Origin of the sequence: Chitinophaga sedimenti (assembly GCF_023156195.1) — a bacterium.
GTDB lineage: Bacteria > Bacteroidota > Bacteroidia > Chitinophagales > Chitinophagaceae > Chitinophaga > Chitinophaga sedimenti.
The window spans coordinates 2,476,975-2,500,136 of record NZ_JAKUKA010000001.1; the positions used below are offsets into that span (position 1 = coordinate 2,476,975).

A 23,162-nucleotide genomic window follows, 5' to 3' on the forward strand; every position below is an offset into this window, starting at 1 on the left:
CTCCCTTTTTTATGCTTTAAACGTTACCGTAACTGTTGGATTGTCCGCCATCTATTGCGATGGTTTGTCCGTTTATGTAACTGCAGTCATCACTCAGGAGAAAAGCCACAAGTTTACCCACTTCTTCGGGTAAGCCCGGGCGTTTGGTGGGATTCGCCGCTGCATATACATCTTCCGCCTGCTTAGGGTCGGCAGGGTTTACCTGTTTGAAGGCTTCTGCTACCATTGGCGTTAAAATAGCGCCGGGAGCAATAGCGTTTGTAAGAATTCCTTTTATTACGTAAAGCCTCTTCTGTAGAGGCGTCTGATAACAACAAAAATTAAGCCCGGGGTTGTGTTGGGCGTGCTAATTAATTGTTAAATAGACACAAAAAATCCCGCGCCATCAGACGCGGGATGTAGTTGGCAGCTTACAACAAGCATGGTTATTCAGTAAAATGATAATCTATAATCACATCATTCGCCAGTAACTTACCGTCCTTCTCCGATGTTTTAGCGCCGGCGGGCACCATCACCAATATGGCGGATGAGGTAGCGGCGATCGGAAGCTCGTAGCTGCCGGTTACATTACGCGCCACGAACGTACGCGTTACCGTATTGTAAATATCTACGGCCTGTCCTTCCAGCGGCACAATTACCTTTTTTGCTTCGGGATAAGGGTTGTAGTAGAGGAAACTCGGGAACGCCTTATCGTGGAAGAAATCTGTGGCCAGCAGGTTTAACTGCAATATGGCGGGGATGTTGGTACTGCGGATGATACTGCCGAAAAAGCCTACGTGACCGCTGCTATACACACTGAACTGCGATACCGGCGGGTTGCCCTTTGCCCACAGCGGGCCGTCGCCTTGCGCTACAGGGGCTTTCAGGTGGGCGTATTCGGGATAGGAAGGAGAATGAATGATGCCTTCGTACCCAATTACACCTTTCGTTACAGACGCGTGTTCAGGGATGGTTTCGTGTTCGTCCGGCATGTACTGGGTGTAAAAGAAACGGGCGGCGTTGGCGGCGTTCAGCATCCATTTGCCAATAGCGTCGGCATAGGAGGCGTCGTACCGCGCGATGGGCACAACGGGCCAAGATAAATCAAAAGTATTCATCAGGAAACCGTAACCACCGCGGTCTTTTGTACTCCCCACGATACCGGAAATATCGATGCCGTTCCAGTTGCCGAGCAGTACGCCCCATCCATCGCGGCATTCGGGGGTACCGTTGAATGTCCATTCCGGGAACTTGCGTGCGTTAAACTTAGTGCCCTGCTCCGCGTTCATGCGGGCTGACAATAGCGCGCCAAAAGGCATAAACACTTCATAAAAAGTGTTTTTAGGCTGATCTTCGAGCGCTTTAAGGGCGCGCTTTGCTCCTTCGAGGTAACGCGGATCTCCGAAGCGTTTGTAGGCAGCATATAAAACGTATGCATGACCAGCCGCGGCGTCCTGCTGTTCGCAGATGTTGTTCTTCTGCGGCTGCATGGTGGCGTAGTTGAAGAACGAATAATTATAGTTACCATTCAGTATCGAATCAGCCTGGTAAAACTTGTCCGCGATACTGCGCGCCAGCGTATCGAAGCCGGGCTCGTTGGGATACTTGTCGTAAATGGCATAGAACAACATATTCGGGTATACATCGTACCACCAATCGCGCCCGTAACCACCGCCCAGCTGGGCTACTTCGGGCACGGTGTTATTCATCATGATATTCCAACCGGTTTCGCGGTTGAAATAGTTTTTCAGCATGCCTACATAATTCAGGCCCTGCTGGTTGCTTTTATCAATCCCCACCAGCGATGCTCCCAATATGGCGCCCATGCTGGACAACGATTCATGAAACATGCCCTTGTTATGTGTACCCTGGCGCTGATCGTTCAGCGCGGTATACAACCCCACGACAGGTTGTGGGAAGTTGCGGCCGGTGCTGTCCCACCAAACCACCGGCCAGTGCTCGCCTTTCGCGTTGAAATCGTACGCCGTGCTATCGAAGCGTCGGGCCATTTCGTGCCAGTCGATGATTTGCAGCGGTTGCGGAATGGCCGCCATCGAATCGATGCGCGGCAAATGTTGCTGCGTTACCGGTTTAGCCGTGGGCGTTTGTTTACAGGCGGCAGCCGTGGTGAGTGCCGCTACACTTATCGCAAAAATTCTTCTCATCAGTTTTCAGATTGTATCGGTTCTTCTTTCAGCTCTTTCGCTAATATTTTTCCATCTTTTATGATGACTTTCGCCACCAGCACGGAAAGCAACTGCACGAGCGCAATCAGCATAATGGCATAACGCAATGCAACTTCCGTAGAAAACGAATAGGCCAGGAAAATAAACGTTCCCGCCCCCACGAAACGGCCAACGTACAGGCCCGCTTCATGATTTAAAATATACGCAAATTCATTGCGCTTTTCTATTTTAGATAAAATATCGATCACACTGAACTGTATCGGGAAGTAGGCCAGGTCCAGCAAAGGTTTGGCCAATAAAAGGAACATCATGAAGATGATCACACCGGTAGCATTGTACAACACGCCATTAAAAGCGAGGCCACGAAAAAGAAAACGAGTCCTGCCGCGAAGATGTATAACCGATGACCGGGTTTCGCTATCCTCCCGATAATGTACATCAGCACGGCCGCTATAATAGCGCCCACCGATTGCGCAGTACCCAGTGCGCCCTCTTTACCCAGCAGCAACATGATCAGCATCGCCGGCGCCGTTACGAGGTAACCCTGCGCGAGGCCTTTCAGCGCGGCTAAGCTCAACAGCTTTTTCCAGTACGGATGAAATTTAAAATATACGAACTTCTTTTCCTGCGGACTCTGGAACCGCCCCCTGAAACACATGATGGATGCGGCCACGGTTACGATGAACACGGCGCCCGTTACGATGCGGTAAGCACCGTTCACCGTATTCTTATCACTGTATATTTCTATGAACCAGCCTATCGCAATCGGTATCACCACGGCGATGATCGTATAAAAAAGTTTCGAGGCCGTAGTAGTAGTTACGGTTGCTGTCGTTCGTAATGGCCAGCGCGAGGTAATCGCGGTTAGCCCAGTAGAAACCGAACGACATGCCCATGATAAGGCCCGCGGAGCCAATGCCCCAGAGGTCCAGCGTTTTGAGCGACATCATCACCAGCATGCTTACGCCGCTCAACATCATACCGATCGAATACAGCGTTTTAATATTAAACCGGCTCAATAAAAACCCGTTTAATAAAAACGTAAGCGGGATGCCTGTGTAGATGGTCAGCTGGTAAATCACCACCTTGGTGGGATCGTTGGAATTGCGCATCACATAAGCGGCCACGAAGATGTCGATTACCGGCAACACCAGTGCGTAGATGAGGTTCGTGAGCGTGAGTATCCGGAAATCGTGCGGCTGCTCCTTAAAGTGTTTTATCTCGCGGGAAAGGTTGTTTAGCATCTGTTAGCAGTTTAAGGAAGATAAAAGCTGGCTGATGGAAAAATCCGCCGCGCATACCACTTCGTCCGCCGCGCCATAATAAATGGTGACTTTATCGCCTTTTACTATATGCCCGTTCGTAAACACTACCTGTCCAAAAAAGCCAGTCAGCTCATAATCTGCCGAAGGCACCATAATGGGCTCATTGCTGCGCGCAATTACTTTGGACGGGTCATTTAAATCCAGCAGTAACAGTCCGAGACAGTATTGATGCTTTTCATTGGCGCCATGGTAAATTTCCAGCCAGCCCTTTTCTGTTTTGATGGGAGCGGCACCCGCGCCTACGCGTTTGCTGTCCCAGTGCCCCTTACGGGTGGTGGCAATAATCCGGTGATTACCCCAGTAAATACCGTCCGGCGATTCCGCCAGCCAGATGTAATTACCGCCAATATCCACGCTGCTAGGCCGGTGTAACGTATAATATTTCCCGTTTACCTTTTCCTCGAAGATGGCTACATCCTTATTATGCGGCGGCAACATCATACCATGGTGTTCAAAGGTTTTCCAGTCTTTCGTGGTGCGGAGGCCCACACCTACCCCGTTTGGCGACACTGCCGTAAACGTGAGGTAATACGTATCCTCCACTTTACTTACGCGGCAATCCTCTATTCCAAAACTTTGCAGCGGCCCCTCGCCATGCAGCGCGGGATAGCCTTCCGGTTCGTAAAAATGAATGCCATCATCGCTGCACATCAACCTTAAATGAGAAAGTGTGGTGAGGTAATCCGCGCCTTTATAATTGATGACACGCGGATCGGTGGCGTCCAGTTCAGGCTCGTTCAGGGGAATTTCAATAATATCGATACCGCCGCTTTTTAACACGGGAAAAGAGATAACGCCTTCCTGCTGTGCGGGCCGTTCGGCCACACGGATGATCAACCAGGTTTTACCGTCAAATTCAAACACGCCGGGATTCAACAGGCACGCCACTTCCAGCCCCTGCCGGCTGGGTGGCACATCGGCCGGTCGTAACAAGGGGTTCTGCGAAAATCGTTTTGCTAATTCCATCTCTCTAAATTTAAAAAGGCCGCCGCAACGGGGCGGCGGCCCGCTGATACATTATTTCCAACCATCGTTCTGTGCTACTCCGAGCAGGTCCGCTTCCCGTTGCGGGATGGGCAACAGTTTGTTTTTATCCTGCCAGCCGGCGCCATAATCCTTATAACCTTTCAGGGGATCGGCATCGGGAGCGGCAGCCAGCACGGTTTTCGCGAGGCCCCAGCGTACCAGGTCGTAGTAACGCTGTCCTTCGAACGCCAGCTCAACGCGCCTTTCGTGTCGGATAGCAGCCAGGAGGGCCGTTTTGTCATTGGTTGTTACCGCTGGCAGATTCGTGGCCGGATTGGCCGCGTATTTACGTGCGCGGGCACGTACCTGCTCTAGGGCAGCCTGCGCGGGCCCCGGCTGGTCCAGGTTGGCATAACATTCTGCTTTCCAGAGCAACACATCTCCCAAACGGATATAGATGTAATCCGTTCCACCATCGTCTATCAGCGCGGCATTGCTCATAAATTTGCGCACGTTCAACCCGGTAAGCGGCGACCAGGCGGGATCGTAGTTGGTCGTGCCATCTACCCATTTATCACCGGCGCGCATCACGGTTGCAGCTAACCGCGGGTCACCGGTTTCAAATTCGTTCACTAAATCCACCGTAGGAATATTAAAGCCCCAGCCCTTGCCCTGCGGCGCCCATACGGCGTTAAGGATAGCGCCCTGCGAAGGCACGATACCCGCATCATGACGGGCCGCGAAAATGATTTCGCCAGCGCGTTCACCAGTGCCATTGAAGTTATCTTCGAACTTATCCAGCAAATGATAAGGACCTTTCTCTACTTCCGCGATCTCGTTCAGGCATAACTGCCATTGACCGCGATACAGGTAGGTTTTGGCCAGCAATGCATGTGCAGCGCCGGTAGTAGCGCGATGGTAATCGGCCGCTTCGCTGTAAGAAGGCTGCAACATGGTGAGCGCCTGTGCGATATCCGATTCAATCAGCGTATACACTTCCGCTACGGTTGCTTTCTTCGTATTATCATTCAGGTTTTTATCGGGGGCCATTAAAGGAATCTCTCCGAAATTCACTACCAGGCGGAAGTAATAAAAGGCCCGCAGGAAGTATGCCTCACCTTTAATGCGTTTGAGCAGGTTGGCATCGAGCCCGGGAACATTGGCCCCGTCCTGCAAAAGGATGGTATTGGCCGCGTTGATGCCTTTGTAATTGTAACGCCAGAGTGCCAGTACGTTGTTGTTTTCGGGGAATACCGAAAAGGTCTCCATCCTGCGCATATCTTCCTGGTCGCCAAGACTGCCGCCTCCTTTCACGGCATCGTCGCTCATTACGTCGCCTATCACCCATTCGCGGGGAATAGCACCGCCGTTTTCCCAGTCCCAGGCGCCGCGGAAGCGGTTGGTGAGTGGCAGGTAAGCGCCGTCGATAGCAAGTTTGAAGTCATTTGCTTCGGTAAATACGTTTTCCCCGGTTAATTGTCCCTGCGGGAATTTTTCCAGCTCCTTTTTACAACTGATCGTTGTAGTAGCAGCCAATGCGATATATAAATAAATCAGTTTTTATCTTGATACTTTTTGAAACCGTTAGAAACTAAGCTGCACGCCGAAAGTGAAAGTACGCGCCGGCGGATAGGTACCCATATCGATGCCCTGCGCCAGGTCGCCATAGTTGGCCACGTTATCGTTCGTGTACAATTCCGGGTCCATGCCCTTGTATTTCGTAATGGTAAACAGGTTCTGCGCGCTCGCATAAATACGGGCGTTGTAGAAGCCGATCCTTTCCAGAGCAGGTGCAGGCACGGTGTACCCCAGTACCACGTTTTTCAAACGCAGGTAAGCGCCATTTTCTACGTAACGATCGGAGTTGCGGCGGTTGTTGTTGGGGTCCTGAACAGTGGCGCGGGGCGTTTTATTGCTCGTACCCTCGCCATGCCAGCGGTTCTTGTAAAAGTCTTCCTTCTGGTTAAAACCACGGGCATCAAAGCTGTTGATGATGTTATCTACTTCGTTATAGATATCGTTGCCTGTTACGCCGTTGAAAAACAGGTTCAGGTCAAAGCCTTTGTAGTTAGCGCCGGCGCCCACGCTGTACAGTAATTTCGGATTCGGGTTACCGATGATCGTACGGTCACCACCATCGATCACGCCGTTGCCATCCACGTCCACAAAACGAATATCGCCAGGACGCGCATTCGGCTGCAGCAACTGACCGTCTTTGTTCACGTATGCGGCAATTTCGGCGGCATTCTGGAACAGGCCGTCTGTTTTGTAGCCATAAAAAGAACTGATCGGCTCTCCCGCGCGCAGCAATACCTGGCCGGAACCGGCGGAAATGATCTGCTCTTTCGCTTTGTAAAGGGAGATCACTTTATTCTGCAACGTGGTCACATTGGCCATCACGTTCCAGGAGAAGTCTTTGCTCACATTGTTGCGATAGTTCAGGTTGAACTCCCAGCCCTTGTTCTCCATCTTCGCACCGTTTTCATACGGTGGTGTGGCGTCTCCGTTCGTGTAGGAGCTTGGCAGCTGCACCAATATGTCTTTCGTACGGCGGTTAAAGTAATCAACGGAAACGGTAAGCGCGCCTTTCAGGAATGCCGCGTCCACGCCAACGTTGGACTGAGAAGTTGTTTCCCATTTCACGTTCGGGTTGCCGAGTGTAATGGGCTGCAGCACACCATTTGCGGTGGAATAGATCGTGGCGAAAGGATAGTTACCGATTTCCTGGTTACCCAGTTGCCCCCAGCCACCGCGGATCTTCAGATCGCTCAGCCAGCTCACATCGCTCAAAAAAGCTTCTCTTGCAATGTTCCAGCCCACAGACGCGGAAGGGAAATAGCCCCAGCGGTTCTGCTCACTGAAACGGGAAGACGCGTCCGAACGCAGGTTTACGGTAGCGAGGTATTTATTATCGTATGCGTAAGACAGGCGACCGAAGTAAGACATCAGTGACCATTCATCCAGGCCACCGCCACTGAACTGTTGGTTGTAGCCATAGTTCAGCTGTTGCAGGCTTTTATTCTGGTCTGCACGACTGTCGTATCCATTGCGGGAACCGCTCAGGTAATCCGCTTTGAACGTTACGTACTCGGAACCGAGCGTTACGCCAAATTCATGTTTGTCAATGGTCCTGTTATACGTCAACACGTTCGTCCAGTTCATGGTGCTGTAACGGTGACGCGATTTGTCCAGCGACTTCACGTCATCGGCCAGCGTGGTCCTGTCACCCGGAATCTGGCCATTGTATTGTTGTTGCTCCGCTACATAGAAGTCGGTACCGAAATCGGTGCGGAGTTTGAAGTTTTTCAGGAAAGTGGCTTCCGCAAACACATTACCGAGGAGGCGGTAACGGCTGTTCGTACGGGTGCGGTAGTCGGCAATGGCGAGCGGGTTTTTACCATCACCATATAATAAGGAGCTCTGGTACAAACCTGCAGGCGGCAGATCGGTATAAAAACCGGTAGCCGGATCGCGCAAAGGAATTGCATTGGGACGGATCAGCGCGTAGCGCACCACACCGGGCAAGCTGCCCGCGCGGCCACCATCGCCGGATGCACCAATTTCCTGGGTGCGGTCATAGGTAATATTCAGGTTCTCTCCTACCCTTAACCAGTCTTTCACTGGCTGCTCACGTTCGAGCGTACGCCATAACGTTTAAAAGTGGAGTTCACGATAATACCATCCTGGTCGGTGAGATTACCGGCGATGTAGTAACGTGTTTTATCGTTGCCGCCGGAAAAGCTCAGGTTATAACGCTGGGTTTGGCCGGTGCGGAAAGTAGCATCGAGCCAGTCGGTGTTAGGTAAATTCGCGGCATTGTCCTGGTTGCGGGTGGTGCTGCCGTCATTTGCAAACGCTTCGTTCTGCAGCTCGATGAACTGGGCCGTGCTGAGCATTTTCGGCAGACCGGTGACATGTGCGGTGCCATAACTAACATCGAGATTTACCTCGTTTCTGCCCGGTACGCCCTTTTTAGTGGTAACCAGGATGACCCCATTGGCCGCGCGGGAACCATAAATAGCGCTGGCCGCTGCATCCTTCAGCACTTCCATCGATTCAATATCATTGGGCGAAATGCTGTTAAGGCCACTATTAAGGGGCACCCCATCCACTACGTACAGCGGATTACTGTTATTAAGGGTACCGATACCACGTATACGCACCACCGCTTCCGTACCGGGAGCGCCGGTTGGCGAGGTGACGTTTACACCGGCTGCCTGTCCCTGCAAGGCAGTGGTAATATCTACCGCCTGCGTGCGCTGGAGGTTTTTACCATCGATAGATGCAATGGCGCCGGTCACCTGGCTTTTCTTCTGGGTGCCGTAACCTACCACGATCACGTCTTTAAGGGCTACTTCATCTTTCTTTAATACGACATTCAGGTCCCCGCTACCGGAGTAGGCCAGGGTTTGCGGCAGGTATCCCATAAAAGTAAAGGTGAGGGCCTGCGGCGCGGTGGTGTTTAAAGTAACGGTGTATGTGCCTTCGGGCGTAGTCACCGCCCCATTGCGGGTGTTTTGCTGTACGACGGTCACGCCGGGAAGGGCCTGGCCCTGGTCATCGGTGACCTTGCCGCTTACTTTTACCTGTGCGAAGCCTGCGGAGCAAACCAATAAAAGGAGCGCGCAGCTGATCAGGTTCAGACAGTTTTTCATGTGTGAAGAGTTTTTTAATAGTTCCTTTAAGAAGGGAAGTTTTTAATGAATGGTGGAATATGTATTTGGTGCAGCCTGGGCTGCTTTAAGTTGCTTTCATACGTGGCGCTTTTTTGGTTTTAAGACGGGATAAAATTACCCGGGTCGCGACGCAAAACACTGCACTATGGTTTCAAAGTAGTGTACAATAGTAACAGGCAGGGGGTATTGCCAGCCACTTTAATTTATTAATAATCAATAATTTAATAGTGTACAAACTTATCTACACCGCCGTTTGCTGCGCCCTGTACTCATTTGGTGAACATTGATACTGCTTTTTAAATTCCCGGAAGAAATAGGACTGGTTATTAAACCCTGTCCGGTAAAAAATTTCTGTCACGGTCAGCTGCGTAGTCACCAAAAGTTGGGCCGCTTCCTTCAGGCGGATGCACTTGATAAATTCGCCCGGGGTCATGTTTGAGAGGGCTTTTAGTTTGCGGTATAACTGCATCTTGCTAAGGTTCATATGTTTCTCAAGATGCGCGGCGCTCAGGCTGTCGTCGCTGAAGTTGTCTTCTATGAATTTTACGATCTGTTGAAGGAACTGTTTGTCTTCATCCCCCATTTCCTCATCCGCGATATTGCCGACCGGACTGTCTGCCCGGAACAAATCGTGCATCCGTTGCCGGTATTCGAGGAGTTTCCGCACGCGTACCTGCAGGTGGGTAATATGGAAAGGTTTCGGAATATATGCGTCCGCACCGGCCTCGTATCCTTCAATTTCATTTTCGATAGCGCCGCGGGCAGATAATATTATAAAAGGTATATGGCAGGTACTGGGGGCATTTTTTACTCGGTCGCAGAGTTCGAGCCCGTTCATGTCGGGCATCATCACATCGCTGATGATGAGGTCTGGCAATGCCTGGCGGATCAGGTCCAGCGCTTCGGCGCCATTTGCGGCTTCATATATAATGTATTGGGCGGCCAGCACATCGCGCAGCAGGTGACGGATCGCGTATTCGTCCTCCACGATTAAAATGCTTTTACGCTCGCCGGCCAGACTTTCGATCTGCGGCAGGCGATTGGCTTCGGTAAAATCCTGCTCCTGTTTCCCAAGGGGTTCTGCTATGGATTGCAACAGGGGCGATGGCGTTACATCCTCCTGCTGGATGATATATGCCCCTTCCTCCACGAGCGGCTGCAACGGCAGCGATACCCGGAAGGCGACGCCGCTGTCTTCGTTCGTAACGGTGATTTGTCCCTGCAACAATGTTACCAGTTGCCGGGTAAAGGCCAGACCAATCCCTGCGCTGAACTTCTCCCGGGGATGGGTGTCTGCCGCAAAAAAGCGGGTGAACAGCTGTTCCAGCTGTTCTTCGGGAATGGTAATGCCTGAATTATATACACGGATTTCGAGCATGCCGGCTTTCACCGCTGCCGTGAAAGTAACCTCCTGGTTTTTGGGCGAGTGTTTGCAGGCATTAGACAGGAGGTTGAACATGATCTTCTCCACTTTGTCCTTATCTACCGCGCCTTCCATACCAGGTGTTATCCGTACAGCGTAACGTAAAACCCTTTTGCCGGCAGAGCGGCGCAAAAAGGCCGGCAATGTTTTCCAGTAGGGCTGAGACATCTAACTGTGTATAATAATTTTTAAGAAAGCCCGACTCTGCCCGGCGGAACTCCAGCAGTTGTTGCACGAGGTACGTTAACCTCGACGCCTGTTGCTGCAACAGCGAGGGAAAGTAACCGCTTTCCTGGCTGCGGTGCCTTTCTGCTGCACCCACAATGAGCGTTAACGGCGTTTGTAACTCGTGGGCAATATTGGTGAAGAAACTCAGTTGCTGCTGATGCACTTCTTCCTCCCTGGTGCGTAGCAGGTGCTCCATTTCGAGCTGGTATTTCATTTCCAGCTTATTGCGGCGATACAGGAAAATGCCGGTGGAAGTGCCGCCGATCACCAGCAGATACAGCAGGTACGCTGGCCAGGTAAGCCAGAAGTATTGCTTCACATGAAGTTGCAATACAGCGGTTTCGCCGGTCCAGTTGCCCTCCCCGTTCGACCATTTTACTTTTAACGTATAACGGCCGGGCGGCACGTTGCCATAAGCCACTTTGCCGCTGCCGCCGGAGTAATGCCAGGTTTTATCGTACCCTTCCGGGAAGTAAGCGTACTCACATTTTTCCGCATACAGATAGCTGATAGCCTTTAACTGCAGTTCAAAAAGTTACTACGGCGCTCGAGCGTATATTCAGTAACGTTATTCTGTGCTGGTTGCAATACCTGGTATACGTTGTCTTCCATCAGTTTGCCCCCAACTGCACGCCACTTAACAACAGGTTCGGATGCCCGTTCCGGCCGCGTACATTCCCCGGCAGAAAACTATTGAAACCATAGATGCCGCCGAAATACAAATTGCCCGCAGCATCCTTCCACACCGCCCCATCGCTGAACTCATTACTCTGCAACCCGTCCTGCTCCTGGTAGTGCGATATATCCGTAGCTGTGGCGCTGATGCGTGCCAGTCCCTTATTGGTACTCGCCCAGATGTTCCCCTGCCCGTCTTCCGCAATGGCATGTACGGTGTTGTTCGGCATGCCATTATCCGTGGTGAATTTGCCAAACACCGGGCGGGCCTTGTCTGCTTCTTTAAAAGATAACCAGTTTAAACCATAGCTGGTGCCGATCCACAGACGGCCCTGGTGATCGGGGTATAATGATAGTACATCGTTGTGCGACAAACTGCCGTCGTACGAAAACGCTTTGTAATGCCTGAACTGCTGTTTCGTGATATCAAACCGGCTAAGGCCGCCGTACCGGCACCCGATCCATAATTGATGATCGTTTCCGAAGGCCAGCGAATAAATAATATCGTTGGCGGGACCACTGCCCGTACCGTTAAACAAATACTGCCTGAACCGCGCTACCGCCAGTCCCTGCCGGGTTTTCACCACCTTCAGCTGTATGAGCCCGTAGCCGCTGGTGCCTAGCCACAATGACCCGTCGACATCCGCCAGTATCGCGTACACCGAACCAAATACCGGGAACCGCGAACTGCCTTCCAGTTCACTCCAGCGGTATAACTTTTTATGCACGCGATCGTATACCTGGATACCTTTTCCATCGGTACCGATGTACACGAGACTGTCTGCCGCGTTGAGCAACGCAAACACGGCATTGTTCTCGAGCTGCTCGCCGAACATTGACTTTTGCGAGCCACCACTGATCGATACGATGCCGCTGCCTTTCGTGCCTACCCACAATGCGCCATTTACCTCGGCAAACGCGCGCACGGGTTTGGAAAAGCGGCTTACCTCGCCGAAATAACGGGTTTGCGGATATATCTTATAGATGCCATTACCATCGGTACCGCACCACAACACGGCTTCACGGCCGCCTGTAAAAGAGGTGATACGTGTGCCCTGCAAGGTGGCAGCTGCCGTTTTTAAGAAATCGGTGGGCCGTAATTGGGCATCGTACACTCCAAAGCCCTGCGTGGCCCAGGCCAGCAGGTAATGCCCCTGGTAGTGGTGCAACGCCTTTACCTGGGCGGGTAAATCCGCCTGTAATAGTGGTTGCAGACTATGTACATCCAGCTGCCGCAGTTGGCGGCCGCTCACTAAAAACAATCTTTGATCTTCCGTAAAAAAGTTGCTGATTGCCTGCTCCGTGCGGTACAGGTGAAACCGTCCGTCGTGCTGTGTAAAAGCTTCGAGCCTGCCGTCCGCATGCAGCAACCATAGACGGTTGGCCGCATCAAAAGCCGCTTTGGCGATACGGTCCCCGCTTAGCGGTAATGCACATACGGTGAAGGAATCGCGGGCGGCATCGTAGTACATGAGGCCGTCCTGGCGGGTAAGACAGTACACCGCGCCCGCCTTATCGGTGACCAGTTCATATTCCTGTTCGCTGATGCGGCTGTGCTGGCGCTTTTCATAGAAGTAATTAGAAAACCGGCCCGTCAGTTTGTTGTAGCAGGAAACACCTTCCACGGTCGTCATCCAGATGAAACCGCGGGCATCTTCCGCCATCTGCAGCACGACGTTGTTACCGATACTGCGCAACATATTGTCCTTCCCGTAATTAAACACATGGAACGCGCTGCCGTCGTACATATTAAGTCCGTCCCAGGTGGCGGCCCACAGCAGGTCGCCGCTGTCCATTAATAACTGGTTTACAGCGCTGTTAGACAGGCCTGTGCGGTTATCGAGTTGTATAAGGTAGTAAGGTTGCTGACCGCTGTCGGCGGCCATGCTTTTAATGGTGGCGATCAATATCAGCCATAAAAGGGATAATCTCTTCATTCGTGGCCCGTTTAATCGTGCTGGTTCCCTACGGTTGCAACAACCGCATTGTTAAAGTTACGTAACAATCGTGCACAAAAAAACCCGCGTCTGTAAAAAGACGCGGGTTCCTCATCACCAGTAGCAGTAATCGTTAATCTTTCAATTTGTGCAGGTAGTAGGAAAGTTTAAACAGCAGTTCGTCCTGCAACCCCGCGCGCAGCTTGGCTTCGTCGTCGGTGATACCGAGCCGGCGAAGGCGCTGGTACGCTACATACGAACCGCCCACCAGCTCCAGGCACTCCCGGATCTTTTGCTTGGTTTCTTCTTCCTTCATGCGCTTTTCCACTTTCTTTTTACTGAGGATCTTTTCCACGAAATAGAAAGCCTCTTTCTCCTCCACCCATTTTCCGTTTACCAGGTGTTGCTGTTTGTACACTTCCAGGTAACAGTCGTCGAGCTTCAGCACTTCGCCAAATTCCGCGCGGATATCGATCATCACCGGTTTGCCGTTCTGTGCTCCCATACGCTTTTTGAGCAGCATCCCTATTTTTCGCCCATCTCCCCCGCAGCGGCCAGCAGCTGGTTCAGTTCAGAAAACTCCATGCCTACTGACATCTTCGTCAGCCTGGCGCCTATTTTCATTTTACCGTACAGGCGCGGCGGCGTTTTATCGTCGAACACAATGTCTTCCACCTGCGCTTTCACGATGGTGTGAAAGTTAGGCTTATAACCTTCTTCCGCCGGCGTGGCGCGTTTGCTCCTGGATTTCGAGGTAGTGCTTTTACGTTTTGCGAATTGCAGGTATTCGTCTACAAACCGCAGGTGCAGCTTCTGCAATTTCTCGTACAGGTCTGCATCAGCGCCTTTGGCCAGCTCCCGGATGTTCTCCCATTGCTGATGGCGCTGTACCTTTTTCAGTTCATCGAGTACGTCTGCTACAGCCATGTTGCGGCGGTACAGCAATTCGCCCAGCAGGAACAGTGCGTAATCGTGCGGCGGATAGCCCAGTTCGGGCAATACATCGTACGGACTGCGTTTCTGGTCACGTGCGTGGCTGAGCTGTTCGTAATCCGACATCACGGGCGCAAGCAGGTACTTCCTGGCGGCTTCCCGTAATTTTTTACTCACATAGTCCAGAGCTGGTCATTCACTGGCTATGATCGGTAAAATCGTGCAGGATTTGGACAAAGCGTTTGGAAACCGGCAATCCGAACTGTGTCAGGATGTCGTTTTCCAGCTTCAACACACCATCCTTCGCTTTCCCTTTCCCGTCCCCCGGCTGTTGCTCCCGGATCCGTTGGTAATACTCCCTGAGTTTAAGTTTGAGTTGATCCATATGCTTATAAATTAGTACTTTTTTAACCCATTCAAAAATAACAACCAAACACTTCGTTAATAAAACATCTACTTTTTCCGTTCAGGCATAGAAAAAGCCCAGCACTACGCATGCCGGGCTAGTAAGTTTTGATTGCGAGCTGCAAAAATACGTCTTTTTCCGAGGCAGCCAAAGTGGGTCGTTTACACACCGGCCTCTACCGGGCCTTAACCTTATGAAAATGAAGCCGTAAAAAAATTGTAATGGGAAAGTAATATCAGATTGCAGGGTTATTTCAGGCATTCTACCGCGGAAATTTCTAATATGAAGTAAGCCTCCCTTTTGCTATTGTCACCGTAGTGCCCATTACCGATTGATCTGTAAACCTTTGTATGGATTAAAAACGATAAGTGTAAACCTTAATCCGGATTATTAACCTGGATGTAAACCTGTTTCCGGACGTGACCAGCATTAGGGCATGCTTTAAGCATTCTAGGTTCATCCTAGGTTCATCCTAGGTTCAACTTAGGTTCAACTTAGGTTCACGAACCTAAATTGAACCTGGGATGAGCGAAGGATATACGTATTATCAACGAAGGATGAAATACGGATGCTTATAGGGAGGATTAGCGGCAGCGCTGTGCCGAACAATGAAGTTTATGCGGATGAGCGTCGCCCGCGGGAAGGTAAGCGATACGGAAAATGCCGGCGCCGTAAAAGAGGATAGCTTATTCATTACCACCCAACTAAAGCTCGTCCGTAGTTTTAGGGGCGATGAAAAATATTTTCAGATTTTTTTAACTGCGATTTGGAAATTAAAAACGAATTGTATTACCTTTGCACTCCACAAAACAAACAAACACACGGTAGTTGTAGCTCAGTTGGTTAGAGCATCAGATTGTGGTTCTGAGGGTCGGGGTTCGAGCCCCCTCAATTACCCGGAAAAAAAACGGCCTCCTTCACGGAGGCCGTTTTTGTTTTTAGTACACTCAATTTTTTGCACTTTATTTGCAGTCCATTTACTCATTATGCAGATGCTTGTTTATATCGTACCCATCGTTACCGCTATCGCCGGCTGGTTGTCCATTTTTGTGGCGGTAAAATTGTTATTCCGCAACATCCTGCCTAAAAAACAACCTGAGCTGGCCGAAAAAATTGGTCATCTCGTCGCCACGCAATTATTCTCTTTCGACGCGATCCGCGCCAAACTCAGCGATCCGGAAAAGATAAAGGCTATCATGCCTTATGTGGAAACACAACTTGATCATTTTCTTCGTGAAAAGCTGCCGAAAGCCATGCCCGTACTGTCCATGTTCATCGGTGACAGCACCATCTCGCAGATAAAAGGCACTTTGGTAGCGGAACTGAATACACTGTTCCCGAAAATTATTGATCAGTACCGGGCAATGCCGAAAAGGATTTTGATCTGCAAAACCTCGTTACCCGCAAAGTAAACGAAGTATCTATCGCTACCATTGAAAAGGCGGTGTCGAAAGAAACCAATATGCTGGCGGGTGTAGGTGCGCTAATCGGTCTCGGTGTAGGTGCAATATACCTGGTCATTGCGCTGCTCATTCCCTAAAGTGTTAATTACTGTTAAAGCGTATTTTAACTGTTTTTTGTAGGCTATCCAGCCAAAACGCCCACTTATCACATATTACAGGATTGCATGTGCCCGACTGCTACTTTTGCAGCCGAAGCGGTCTGTTTTACCTGCATCGACGTATATCAGTTTGGTATAAAATCTAAAGCCAAGGCCTGAATCTGAGGAAGCAAACAATTTTATGAGATGAAAAAACTTGCAGCAGTTTTATTTTTATTTATTTCCTGCGCCTATTCCGCAAACGCACAACAACCCGGCGGTCAGCGACCTCCGGGCGCACCTGGCGGCGCCATGCCCACCATTGGCCATGTATATGGCAAACTGGTAGACGGCAGCACCAAACAACCGGTAGAATACGCCTCCGTTACCCTGCACCGCGCAAAAGACAGCTCGCTGGTAACCGGTATGCTTACCCGTCCCAACGGCGACTTCAGTTTCGAGAACCTGCCGTTTGGTCAATTTACCCTCCGCGTGAATTTCATGGGTTATAAATCACTTTACAAAAAGGTGAATGTCACACCGCAGAACATGGACCAGGATCTCGGTAACCTGCGCCTGGAAGCCAACGCAAAGGCACTGGCGGAGGTAGAGGTAACCGGTCAGCGCAGCGCATTCAGCATGGGGATCGATAAAAAGATATTCAATGTGGACAGGAACCTCGTGAGCATGGGCGGCACTGCCACCGACGTTTTAAAAAGTGTGCCTTCTGTAAACGTGGACATTGACGGCAACGTGAAAGTACGCAACGCTTCGCCCAACCTGTTCGTCGACGGAAAACCTTCTACCCTTACGCTGGACCAGATTCCCGCCGACGCGATCGAAAGCGTGGAACTGATTACCAACCCATCCGCCAAATATGATGCGGAAGGTATGAGCGGTATCCTGAACATCGTACTGAAAAAGAACCGTAAAGCGGGTATTAACGGCATGGTGAACGGCGGTATCGGCACCAACGATAAATACAATGGCGGTGGCAACCTGAACATTCGTCAGGGTAAAGTGAATTTCTTCATCAACTACAACATTAACGCCAACCGTAACTGGGGCGATGGTGTGACCGACCGCACCAACTTCCCGATCAATGGCAGTGATACGTCTTACAGCCGCCAGGTGAGCGATAGCCGCAATGGTGGCAAGTTCCAGTTTGGCCGCGCGGGTTTTGACTTTTACCTCGATAACCGCAATACGCTCTCTATCTCGCAGAACATCGTGGGTGGCGATTTCCGCAATAAGGAAAACCTGCTAAGCACTTTCCGGGATGACGCTAAAGCGATTACGGGCATGAACGACCGTTTTACCGATGGGAGTTTCTTCTTCCGTAACTACACCAGCCAGATCGGCTTCAAACACCTGTTTGCACAGCCGAATAAAGAATGGACGGCAGACTTCAACTACAACCGTAGCAAAAACGGCCGTAACGGTGGTTTCACCACACAGCAGCAAAATGCGGCCGGTGTGCCGGTAGGCAGTCCGCTCGTACAAAGCAACACCACCGACGGCAAAACTACTTTCATCACGATGCAGACCGACTTCGTAAACCCGATTGGTGAAAAAGGTAAGTTTGAAGCGGGCGCCAAAGCTACCATCCGCGATTACTCCAGTATTTATGATGTGTTTGACAAGGACAACGCGACCGGCGACAATGTGTTTAACCCGGTGCTGAGCAACGATTATAAGTATAACGAACAACTGTACGCGGTATATGCCAACTACGCCGGCGCCGTTAAAAACTTCGGCTACCAGGCAGGTTTGCGCGTAGAGCAATACATTTATGCAGGTGAAATCCCGAGCGAGAACCAGAAGTTCGAGCCGAACAAAGCGAAGCCGGGCTTCTTCCCCAGCGTGTACCTGTCGCAGAAAATGAACAAGGACCGGGAACTGCAATTGAACTATTCACGCCGTGTAAACCGTCCGAACTTCTTCCAGCTGATCCCTTACCGCGACTATAGCGATCCGCTGAACCAGCGCGAGGGCAACCCCAATCTGAAACCGGAGTTCACGAATAGCATCGAGTTCTCGTACGCGAAAATGTGGGGCGCACACAACTTCCTCGGATCGTTATACTATCGCAACACCAACAACCTGATCTCCACGATCAGCGAGCCGATTGGCACCGACACCCTGCTGAACCGCTACGTGAATGCGAACAAGAACATGTCGTACGGCGCGGAACTGACCGGTAAAGTGCAGGTGATCAAAACCTGGGACCTGACGGCCAACGTAAACCTGTTCCAGACAGAACTGAATGTTATTACCGATAAAGAGTCATACAAGAACCGCGGCTTTGCCTGGTTAGCGAAACTGAACTCTGAAACGCGTTTCCCCTGGAACATTACCTTCCAGGTGAACGCTACCTACCAGGCGCCTGCGATCGCTATGCCACAAGGCAGCGGCGGCGGACGTGGCGGCGGACCCGGTGGAATGGGTATGGCCAGCGCTTCGGCACAGGGTCGTATCAAAGGCTTCAGCGGTGTAGACGTAGCCGTTAAGAAAGACTTCCTGAAAAACAAGGCGTTATCTGTTTCCATGAACCTCTCCGACGTGTTTAACACCCGCGAGTACAACCTGGAGCAGACCACCATGTTTTTGCGCAGGACTACTACCGCAAGCGCGAGTCACGCATCCTGAAACTGAATGTGAGCTACCGTTTCGGTAAGTTCGACAGCCAGATATTCAAGCGTAAGAACATGAAGAACGAGCGCGATAATATGGGCAATATGGAAATGGGCTTTTAATTAATCAGCATACCTGGAAACGGGCTGTTCCTCCGGAGCAGCCCGTTTTTTATGGGATAAGCGGTAAGCTCATCCGGCAGTCCACCGCTCCCCTCACAGCTTTAACCACTTATCATAATTGAAAACTTTCTATACCCCCGCACGATACTTTTGCTTTAATAATACACGTCTTTTCTATCAACCAAATTGCTGATCTCACCTATTGCGCATGAGAAAACTCTTACCACTTTACCTTTTTACGGCAATAATGGCCCCCGGTGCCCTGTTCGCGCAGGACAAAGTGAGTGCTACCCAACAGGCGGTGGCATCAGAAGCCATTACCGGTAAAATAGTGGACGGCGCTACCGGCAAACCGGTGGAATATGCGTCGGTGGTATTGTTGCGTTTTGCTGATTCTTCGTTACTTACTGGTGTATATACCACTCCTACCGGACAATTTACCCTTCCCCGTATTCCCGCAGGCGACTATGTTTTGCGTATTACCTTTATGGGGTATGATAAGTTTGAGCAAAAGTTGCAATCGGATGCAAGCAGGCAACTGGGTGAACTGAAACTTATTGCAGCAGGGACTTCCCTGGCGGGCGTGGAAATCAAATCCGAGAAGCCCGAGTTCAGCATGCAAATAGACCGGCAGGTGTTTGATATGAGCAATATGCTGGCAGCGGCCGGCGGCACCGCTTCGGACGTTATGAAGTATTTGCCCGGCGTAGAATCGGATATTGATGAAAATGTGAGCATGCGGGGCAAGTCCATCACTGTTTATGTAGATGGAAAGCCATCCCCTTTCGGCGATACGAAAACGGCCCTGCAAATGATCCCTTCGGAAAGTATCGATAAGATTGAACTGATCCACAATCCTTCGGCGAAGTTCGATGCGGCTGGCGGTGGCGGTATTATCAATATCGTACTGAAGAAAGATAAGGCGATGGGCTATAACTACATGATCAACGTGTCTGCCGCCAACCCGCGCGAAGCGAATGGCAGCATGAACGCCAGCATGCGGTTACGCAGGTTTAATGTGTTCGCCAACTACCAGCAGCGTTACAACCAGCAACAGGGCAGCGGTTACAGCTATCGCAAGAACATGAAAGATACGGTGAACTACTTCATCCAGGAGAGTTCCAATCACAATACCAATAAAGGAAATGGTGGCCGCCTGGGTTTTGATTATTACCTGGACAGCCGCACCACGCTTACTTTTGCAGGGGGCTTTAATCACTGGGATAATGCTAACCGCGACAGCAGCTATATGAATTATGAAGATGAGTACATGCAGCAACAGCGGTATGGTTTCCGTAACAACCGCAGCGGCGGCAATGGCCTATCTTACAACACGAGCTTCAACTTTAAAAGAACTTTTGATAAGCCTAACCAGGAACTGACGGCTTACGTCAATTACAACAATTCCAAAGGCAATAGCGGCAGCCAATACCGCACGACTAACTATCATCCCGATGGTAGCATATATGGCAGACCATCCAACCAGGTGAATGACGGCGATAATCACAACCGCTTCCCGGATGCGCAGATGGATTATACCACTCCCTACGGTAAAAAAGGTAAGTTTGAAGCCGGCGGTAAGTACACGGCACGCAACTACGAAAACATTTTTGTCGCGAACGTATACGACGCCAACACCGGTGATTTTTTTGTGAGCCCGCTGCTCTCCAATAACTACAGCTACCGTGAAAAAGTGGGATCGGGCTATCTGAATATCGCCAGCGCCCTTGGCAACCTTGGTTACCAGGCGGGTTTGAGGATGGAAAGATCGCAGTTGTCGGGGTATTCGTACAGCAAAGACACGTCAGTAAATAACACGTTCCTGAACGTGTTTCCCAGCCTGTTCCTGAAGTACAACCTGCCAAACGACCATAACCTGATTTTCAATTACAGCACACGCATTGACCGCCCGGATTTCAACCAGTTGCTTCCGTATATCAACAACTCGGACACCATGAACATCCGTGTGGGTAACCCGGGACTGAAACCGGCGTTCACGCATAAGTTCGAGCTGAACTACGGTATCTATTTCCCGAAAACGCGGAACTACTTCAGCACTGGTTTTTATTACTCCACCACCAATAAACTGATTGACCGGCTGAGCATCCCGGATGCGAAGACCGGCATCACCACTACGTCGCCGCAGAACCTGGCCACCAATAACAGCTTCGGCTCCAATACCACGTACAAAATGCGGATTACCAAATGGTGGACGCATACCACTACGTTTAACCTGGAATACTCGCACCTGTTTGGCAAAAGCGGTGACCGGGTCATCGAAAACGAGAACCTGGGATATTCCATCAACCTGAATAGTAATTTCAGGCTGCCGTATAAATTCAGCGGCCAGATCATCGGCAATTACCGCTCCCCGCGGGTAATGCCACAGGGCACTTATAAAGCGATGAACGGGATCGACATATCCGTTCGTAAAGAATTCCTGAAAAACAATGCCCTGGCGGTATCTGCAAGCCTGGCCGACGTGTTTAACACCCGCCAGTTTGCCTCGCACTATGAAACGCCGGACTTTATCCGGGACTACGACCGCCGGCGTACCTCCCGCATTGTGAAGGTGAACGTGCGCTACCGCTTTGCTAAAATCGACCCGAATCTTTTCAGAAAGAAAAAAGTACAGAAAGAAGAAGAAGAGGAAGAGAACCCGCCCGCGCCAAAAACGAACGGACGGGAAATGGGCCTGTAATCAGGCCTTTTTACCGGATAACATCGGTACGAACGAGAAGTTGTCGAACACTTCTTCGCTGAACTCTGTTTCAGACACGCGGGTGATGCGTTTCATGCGTTGCACATCGCCGCTGCCTACGGGTATTACCATCTTGCCGCCAATTTTAAGCTGGCTTAATAATTTTTGGGGAATTGAAGGTGCTGCCGCTGTTACGAGTATCTTATCGAACGGGGCATAGGTGGGCAAGCCCTCATAGCCGTCGCCATAAAAGAAGCGCAGCGTTGGATACTGGATTTAAAGGCGAATTTCTTTACTTCATCGAACAACTTTTTCTGGCGTTCAATAGTATAAAGATTTACCTTGAGCTCACCCAGTACACAAGCCTGGTAGGCGCTGCCGGTGCCGATCTCCAGCACTTTTTCAAAAGGTTTTACTTCTAACAACTGCGTCTGGTAAGCCACTGTATAGGGTTGGGAAATTGTTTGTCCTTCTCCTATCGGGAAAGCCCTGTCTTCATAAGCTATACTCTCAAATGCCGTATCCAGGAAATAATGCCGGGGTATGTTGTTAATGGCTGCCAGTACATTTTCGTCCGTAATTCCTTTTTGTTTGATGCTTTCTACCAGTTGTCTTCGTAAGCCTTTTTGTTTGTAATCGTCGATGTACCGCTTCATATCAGGGCAAAAATAACCAATGTAACCGTATTTTATACAGGAGCTGCCGTGTACAGTTTTCCACAAAAGTTATCCCCTGTACGGATGGCGGTACGTACAGGGGATGATAACGCAGGCAAGCAGCGGTGTTTACGACCGGCCGGCGTTTATCTTTACGCGGATGTCCACGGCTTTTTCCACATACAAATCGTCACCGGGCTGGCTGGCGGATTCCATTCCCCAGTCGGTACGGTCCAGGGTAAAGGCAGCATCCACCAGGATCCTTTTATCGTTGAGTTCGATCTTAGCCGGAAAGCTGATCACGAGCGATTTGCCGAGCATGGTGAGTTGTCCGTGCACCAGCGCATTGGCGCCATTTACCCCTACGAACTTATTACCGGTATACGGCGTTACTTCGAGGATTTCGAAGGTGGCGGACGGAAACTTCAGGATGTTGAAAAAATCGGGGCCCCGGAGTTTGTCGAGCATCATGCCGCGGATTTCCGCGGTGGCGGGTTCCTGGGTCTCCATGGAGGCGATGTCTATATTAAAGACACCACCTACCACGCGGCCGTCTTCGATGCGGATCTTGCCGTCCTTTAAGTCGAAGAAGCCCTTGTGAGCACCATTGGGGTCGAAACCTGTCCACTCGATGCGGCTGCTGTCCGCCCAGGTTTTATTTTCAGCAGGTGTGTGTTCGGCGCTCTTTTTACAACTGACTGTTGCGGCAATGGTCAGCAACAGCGCGATTTTTACTAAAGATTTCATCTTGGGGTTTGTTTTTATAAAAATATTA

General features: G+C 50.7%; 19 protein-coding genes, 1 tRNA gene and 1 pseudogene. 4 read left to right on the forward strand and 17 right to left on the reverse strand.

Annotation, left to right across the window (positions count from 1 at the left end; genetic code table 11):
• Positions 1 to 16: 16 nt before the first annotated feature.
• From MKQ70_RS14155 to MKQ70_RS14225, 14 genes and pseudogenes are all read right to left on the reverse strand, one after another.
• Positions 17 to 277: an SDR family oxidoreductase gene (locus tag MKQ70_RS14155; protein ID WP_308199465.1), complete on the reverse strand. Its 261-nt coding sequence runs from the start codon at positions 275 to 277 to the stop codon at positions 17 to 19.
• A gap of 148 nt (positions 278 to 425) precedes the next feature.
• The gene (locus MKQ70_RS14160) at positions 426 to 2,144 is read right to left on the reverse strand and encodes a hypothetical protein (RefSeq protein ID WP_248072136.1); all 1,719 of its coding nucleotides are present in this window, start codon (positions 2,142 to 2,144) and stop codon (positions 426 to 428) included.
• Positions 2,144 to 2,488, reverse strand: coding sequence for a hypothetical protein (locus MKQ70_RS14165; RefSeq protein ID WP_248072137.1), 345 nt, complete (start codon positions 2,486 to 2,488; stop codon positions 2,144 to 2,146). Before MKQ70_RS14165 ends, MKQ70_RS14160 begins: the two co-directional genes overlap by 1 nt.
• Positions 2,485 to 2,943, reverse strand: coding sequence for a hypothetical protein (locus MKQ70_RS14170; protein ID WP_248072138.1), 459 nt, complete (start codon positions 2,941 to 2,943; stop codon positions 2,485 to 2,487). Before MKQ70_RS14170 ends, MKQ70_RS14165 begins: the two co-directional genes overlap by 4 nt.
• Complete coding sequence (locus tag MKQ70_RS14175; protein ID WP_248072139.1) at positions 2,897 to 3,409, reverse strand: MFS transporter; 513 nt, start codon at positions 3,407 to 3,409, stop codon at positions 2,897 to 2,899. Before MKQ70_RS14175 ends, MKQ70_RS14170 begins: the two co-directional genes overlap by 47 nt.
• A gap of 3 nt (positions 3,410 to 3,412) precedes the next feature.
• Positions 3,413 to 4,456: a glycoside hydrolase family 130 protein gene (locus MKQ70_RS14180; RefSeq protein WP_248072140.1), complete on the reverse strand. Its 1,044-nt coding sequence runs from the start codon at positions 4,454 to 4,456 to the stop codon at positions 3,413 to 3,415.
• A gap of 51 nt (positions 4,457 to 4,507) precedes the next feature.
• The gene (locus MKQ70_RS14185; protein WP_248072141.1) at positions 4,508 to 5,992 is read right to left on the reverse strand and encodes a RagB/SusD family nutrient uptake outer membrane protein; all 1,485 of its coding nucleotides are present in this window, start codon (positions 5,990 to 5,992) and stop codon (positions 4,508 to 4,510) included.
• A gap of 48 nt (positions 5,993 to 6,040) precedes the next feature.
• A pseudogene (locus MKQ70_RS14190) lies at positions 6,041 to 9,111 on the reverse strand (SusC/RagA family TonB-linked outer membrane protein).
• Between the two features lie 262 nt (positions 9,112 to 9,373).
• Positions 9,374 to 10,630, reverse strand: coding sequence for an ATP-binding response regulator (locus MKQ70_RS14200; protein WP_248072144.1), 1,257 nt, complete (start codon positions 10,628 to 10,630; stop codon positions 9,374 to 9,376).
• Entirely contained in the window at positions 10,611 to 11,309 is a 699-nt protein-coding gene (locus MKQ70_RS14205; RefSeq protein ID WP_308199466.1) for an ATP-binding protein, read from the reverse strand. Before MKQ70_RS14205 ends, MKQ70_RS14200 begins: the two co-directional genes overlap by 20 nt.
• Before the next feature lie 85 nt (positions 11,310 to 11,394).
• Entirely contained in the window at positions 11,395 to 13,395 is a 2,001-nt protein-coding gene (locus MKQ70_RS14210) for a ligand-binding sensor domain-containing protein (RefSeq protein WP_248072145.1), read from the reverse strand.
• Between the two features lie 133 nt (positions 13,396 to 13,528).
• Positions 13,529 to 13,918 carry a hypothetical protein gene (locus tag MKQ70_RS14215; RefSeq protein ID WP_248072146.1) on the reverse strand — a complete coding sequence of 130 codons (390 nt, stop codon included), beginning with the start codon at positions 13,916 to 13,918 and terminating at the stop codon, positions 13,529 to 13,531.
• A gap of 2 nt (positions 13,919 to 13,920) precedes the next feature.
• Positions 13,921 to 14,505, reverse strand: coding sequence for a hypothetical protein (locus MKQ70_RS14220; RefSeq protein WP_248072147.1), 585 nt, complete (start codon positions 14,503 to 14,505; stop codon positions 13,921 to 13,923).
• A 19-nt stretch (positions 14,506 to 14,524) separates the two neighbouring features.
• Entirely contained in the window at positions 14,525 to 14,713 is a 189-nt protein-coding gene (locus MKQ70_RS14225) for a hypothetical protein (protein WP_248072148.1), read from the reverse strand.
• An 845-nt stretch (positions 14,714 to 15,558) separates the two neighbouring features.
• On the opposite strand from MKQ70_RS14225, the gene MKQ70_RS14230 reads away from it, so the two are divergent.
• From MKQ70_RS14230 to MKQ70_RS14245, 4 genes are all read left to right on the forward strand, one after another.
• Positions 15,559 to 15,631: transfer RNA gene (locus tag MKQ70_RS14230), tRNA-His, on the forward strand.
• 89 nt (positions 15,632 to 15,720) lie between these two features.
• Positions 15,721 to 16,146, forward strand: coding sequence for a DUF445 domain-containing protein (locus MKQ70_RS14235; protein WP_248072149.1), 426 nt, complete (start codon positions 15,721 to 15,723; stop codon positions 16,144 to 16,146).
• A gap of 335 nt (positions 16,147 to 16,481) precedes the next feature.
• Positions 16,482 to 18,923, forward strand: a complete 2,442-nt coding sequence (locus tag MKQ70_RS14240; protein ID WP_248072150.1) for a TonB-dependent receptor — start codon at positions 16,482 to 16,484, stop codon at positions 18,921 to 18,923.
• 315 nt (positions 18,924 to 19,238) lie between these two features.
• Positions 19,239 to 21,731, forward strand: coding sequence for an outer membrane beta-barrel family protein (locus MKQ70_RS14245; protein ID WP_248072151.1), 2,493 nt, complete (start codon positions 19,239 to 19,241; stop codon positions 21,729 to 21,731).
• Here MKQ70_RS14245 and MKQ70_RS38445 read toward each other — a convergent pair whose 3' ends face one another.
• The 3 genes from MKQ70_RS38445 to MKQ70_RS14255 all read right to left on the reverse strand — a co-directional run bounded on the left by MKQ70_RS38445 (position 21,732) and on the right by MKQ70_RS14255 (position 23,134).
• Entirely contained in the window at positions 21,732 to 21,959 is a 228-nt protein-coding gene (locus MKQ70_RS38445; protein ID WP_282456490.1) for a protein-L-isoaspartate O-methyltransferase family protein, read from the reverse strand.
• Entirely contained in the window at positions 21,923 to 22,387 is a 465-nt protein-coding gene (locus MKQ70_RS14250; protein ID WP_282456492.1) for a protein-L-isoaspartate O-methyltransferase family protein, read from the reverse strand. The genes MKQ70_RS38445 and MKQ70_RS14250 overlap by 37 nt, the downstream gene beginning before the upstream one ends.
• A 129-nt stretch (positions 22,388 to 22,516) precedes the next feature.
• Positions 22,517 to 23,134, reverse strand: coding sequence for a YceI family protein (locus MKQ70_RS14255; protein ID WP_248072152.1), 618 nt, complete (start codon positions 23,132 to 23,134; stop codon positions 22,517 to 22,519).
• Positions 23,135 to 23,162: the final 28 nt, after the last annotated feature.

Excerpts from the sequence above, each read along its gene's own strand:
- MKQ70_RS14160 (WP_248072136.1), bottom strand. The coding sequence starts at position 2,144 with ATGAGAAGAATTTTTGCGATAAGTGTAGCGGCACTCACCACGGCTGCC.
- MKQ70_RS14175 (WP_248072139.1), bottom strand. The coding sequence starts at position 3,409 with ATGCTAAACAACCTTTCCCGCGAGATAAAACACTTTAAGGAGCAGCCG.
- MKQ70_RS14180 (WP_248072140.1), bottom strand. The coding sequence starts at position 4,456 with ATGGAATTAGCAAAACGATTTTCGCAGAACCCCTTGTTACGACCGGCC.
- MKQ70_RS14200 (WP_248072144.1), bottom strand. The coding sequence starts at position 10,630 with ATGGAAGGCGCGGTAGATAAGGACAAAGTGGAGAAGATCATGTTCAAC.
- MKQ70_RS14210 (WP_248072145.1), bottom strand. The coding sequence starts at position 13,395 with ATGAAGAGATTATCCCTTTTATGGCTGATATTGATCGCCACCATTAAA.
- MKQ70_RS14215 (WP_248072146.1), bottom strand. The coding sequence starts at position 13,918 with ATGCTGCTCAAAAAGCGTATGGGAGCACAGAACGGCAAACCGGTGATG.
- MKQ70_RS14225 (WP_248072148.1), bottom strand. The coding sequence starts at position 14,713 with ATGGATCAACTCAAACTTAAACTCAGGGAGTATTACCAACGGATCCGG.
- MKQ70_RS14235 (WP_248072149.1), top strand. The coding sequence starts at position 15,721 with ATGCAGATGCTTGTTTATATCGTACCCATCGTTACCGCTATCGCCGGC.
- MKQ70_RS14240 (WP_248072150.1), top strand. The coding sequence starts at position 16,482 with ATGAAAAAACTTGCAGCAGTTTTATTTTTATTTATTTCCTGCGCCTAT.
- MKQ70_RS14245 (WP_248072151.1), top strand. The coding sequence starts at position 19,239 with ATGAGAAAACTCTTACCACTTTACCTTTTTACGGCAATAATGGCCCCC.
- MKQ70_RS14250 (WP_282456492.1), bottom strand. The coding sequence starts at position 22,387 with ATGAAGCGGTACATCGACGATTACAAACAAAAAGGCTTACGAAGACAA.
- MKQ70_RS14255 (WP_248072152.1), bottom strand. The coding sequence starts at position 23,134 with ATGAAATCTTTAGTAAAAATCGCGCTGTTGCTGACCATTGCCGCAACA.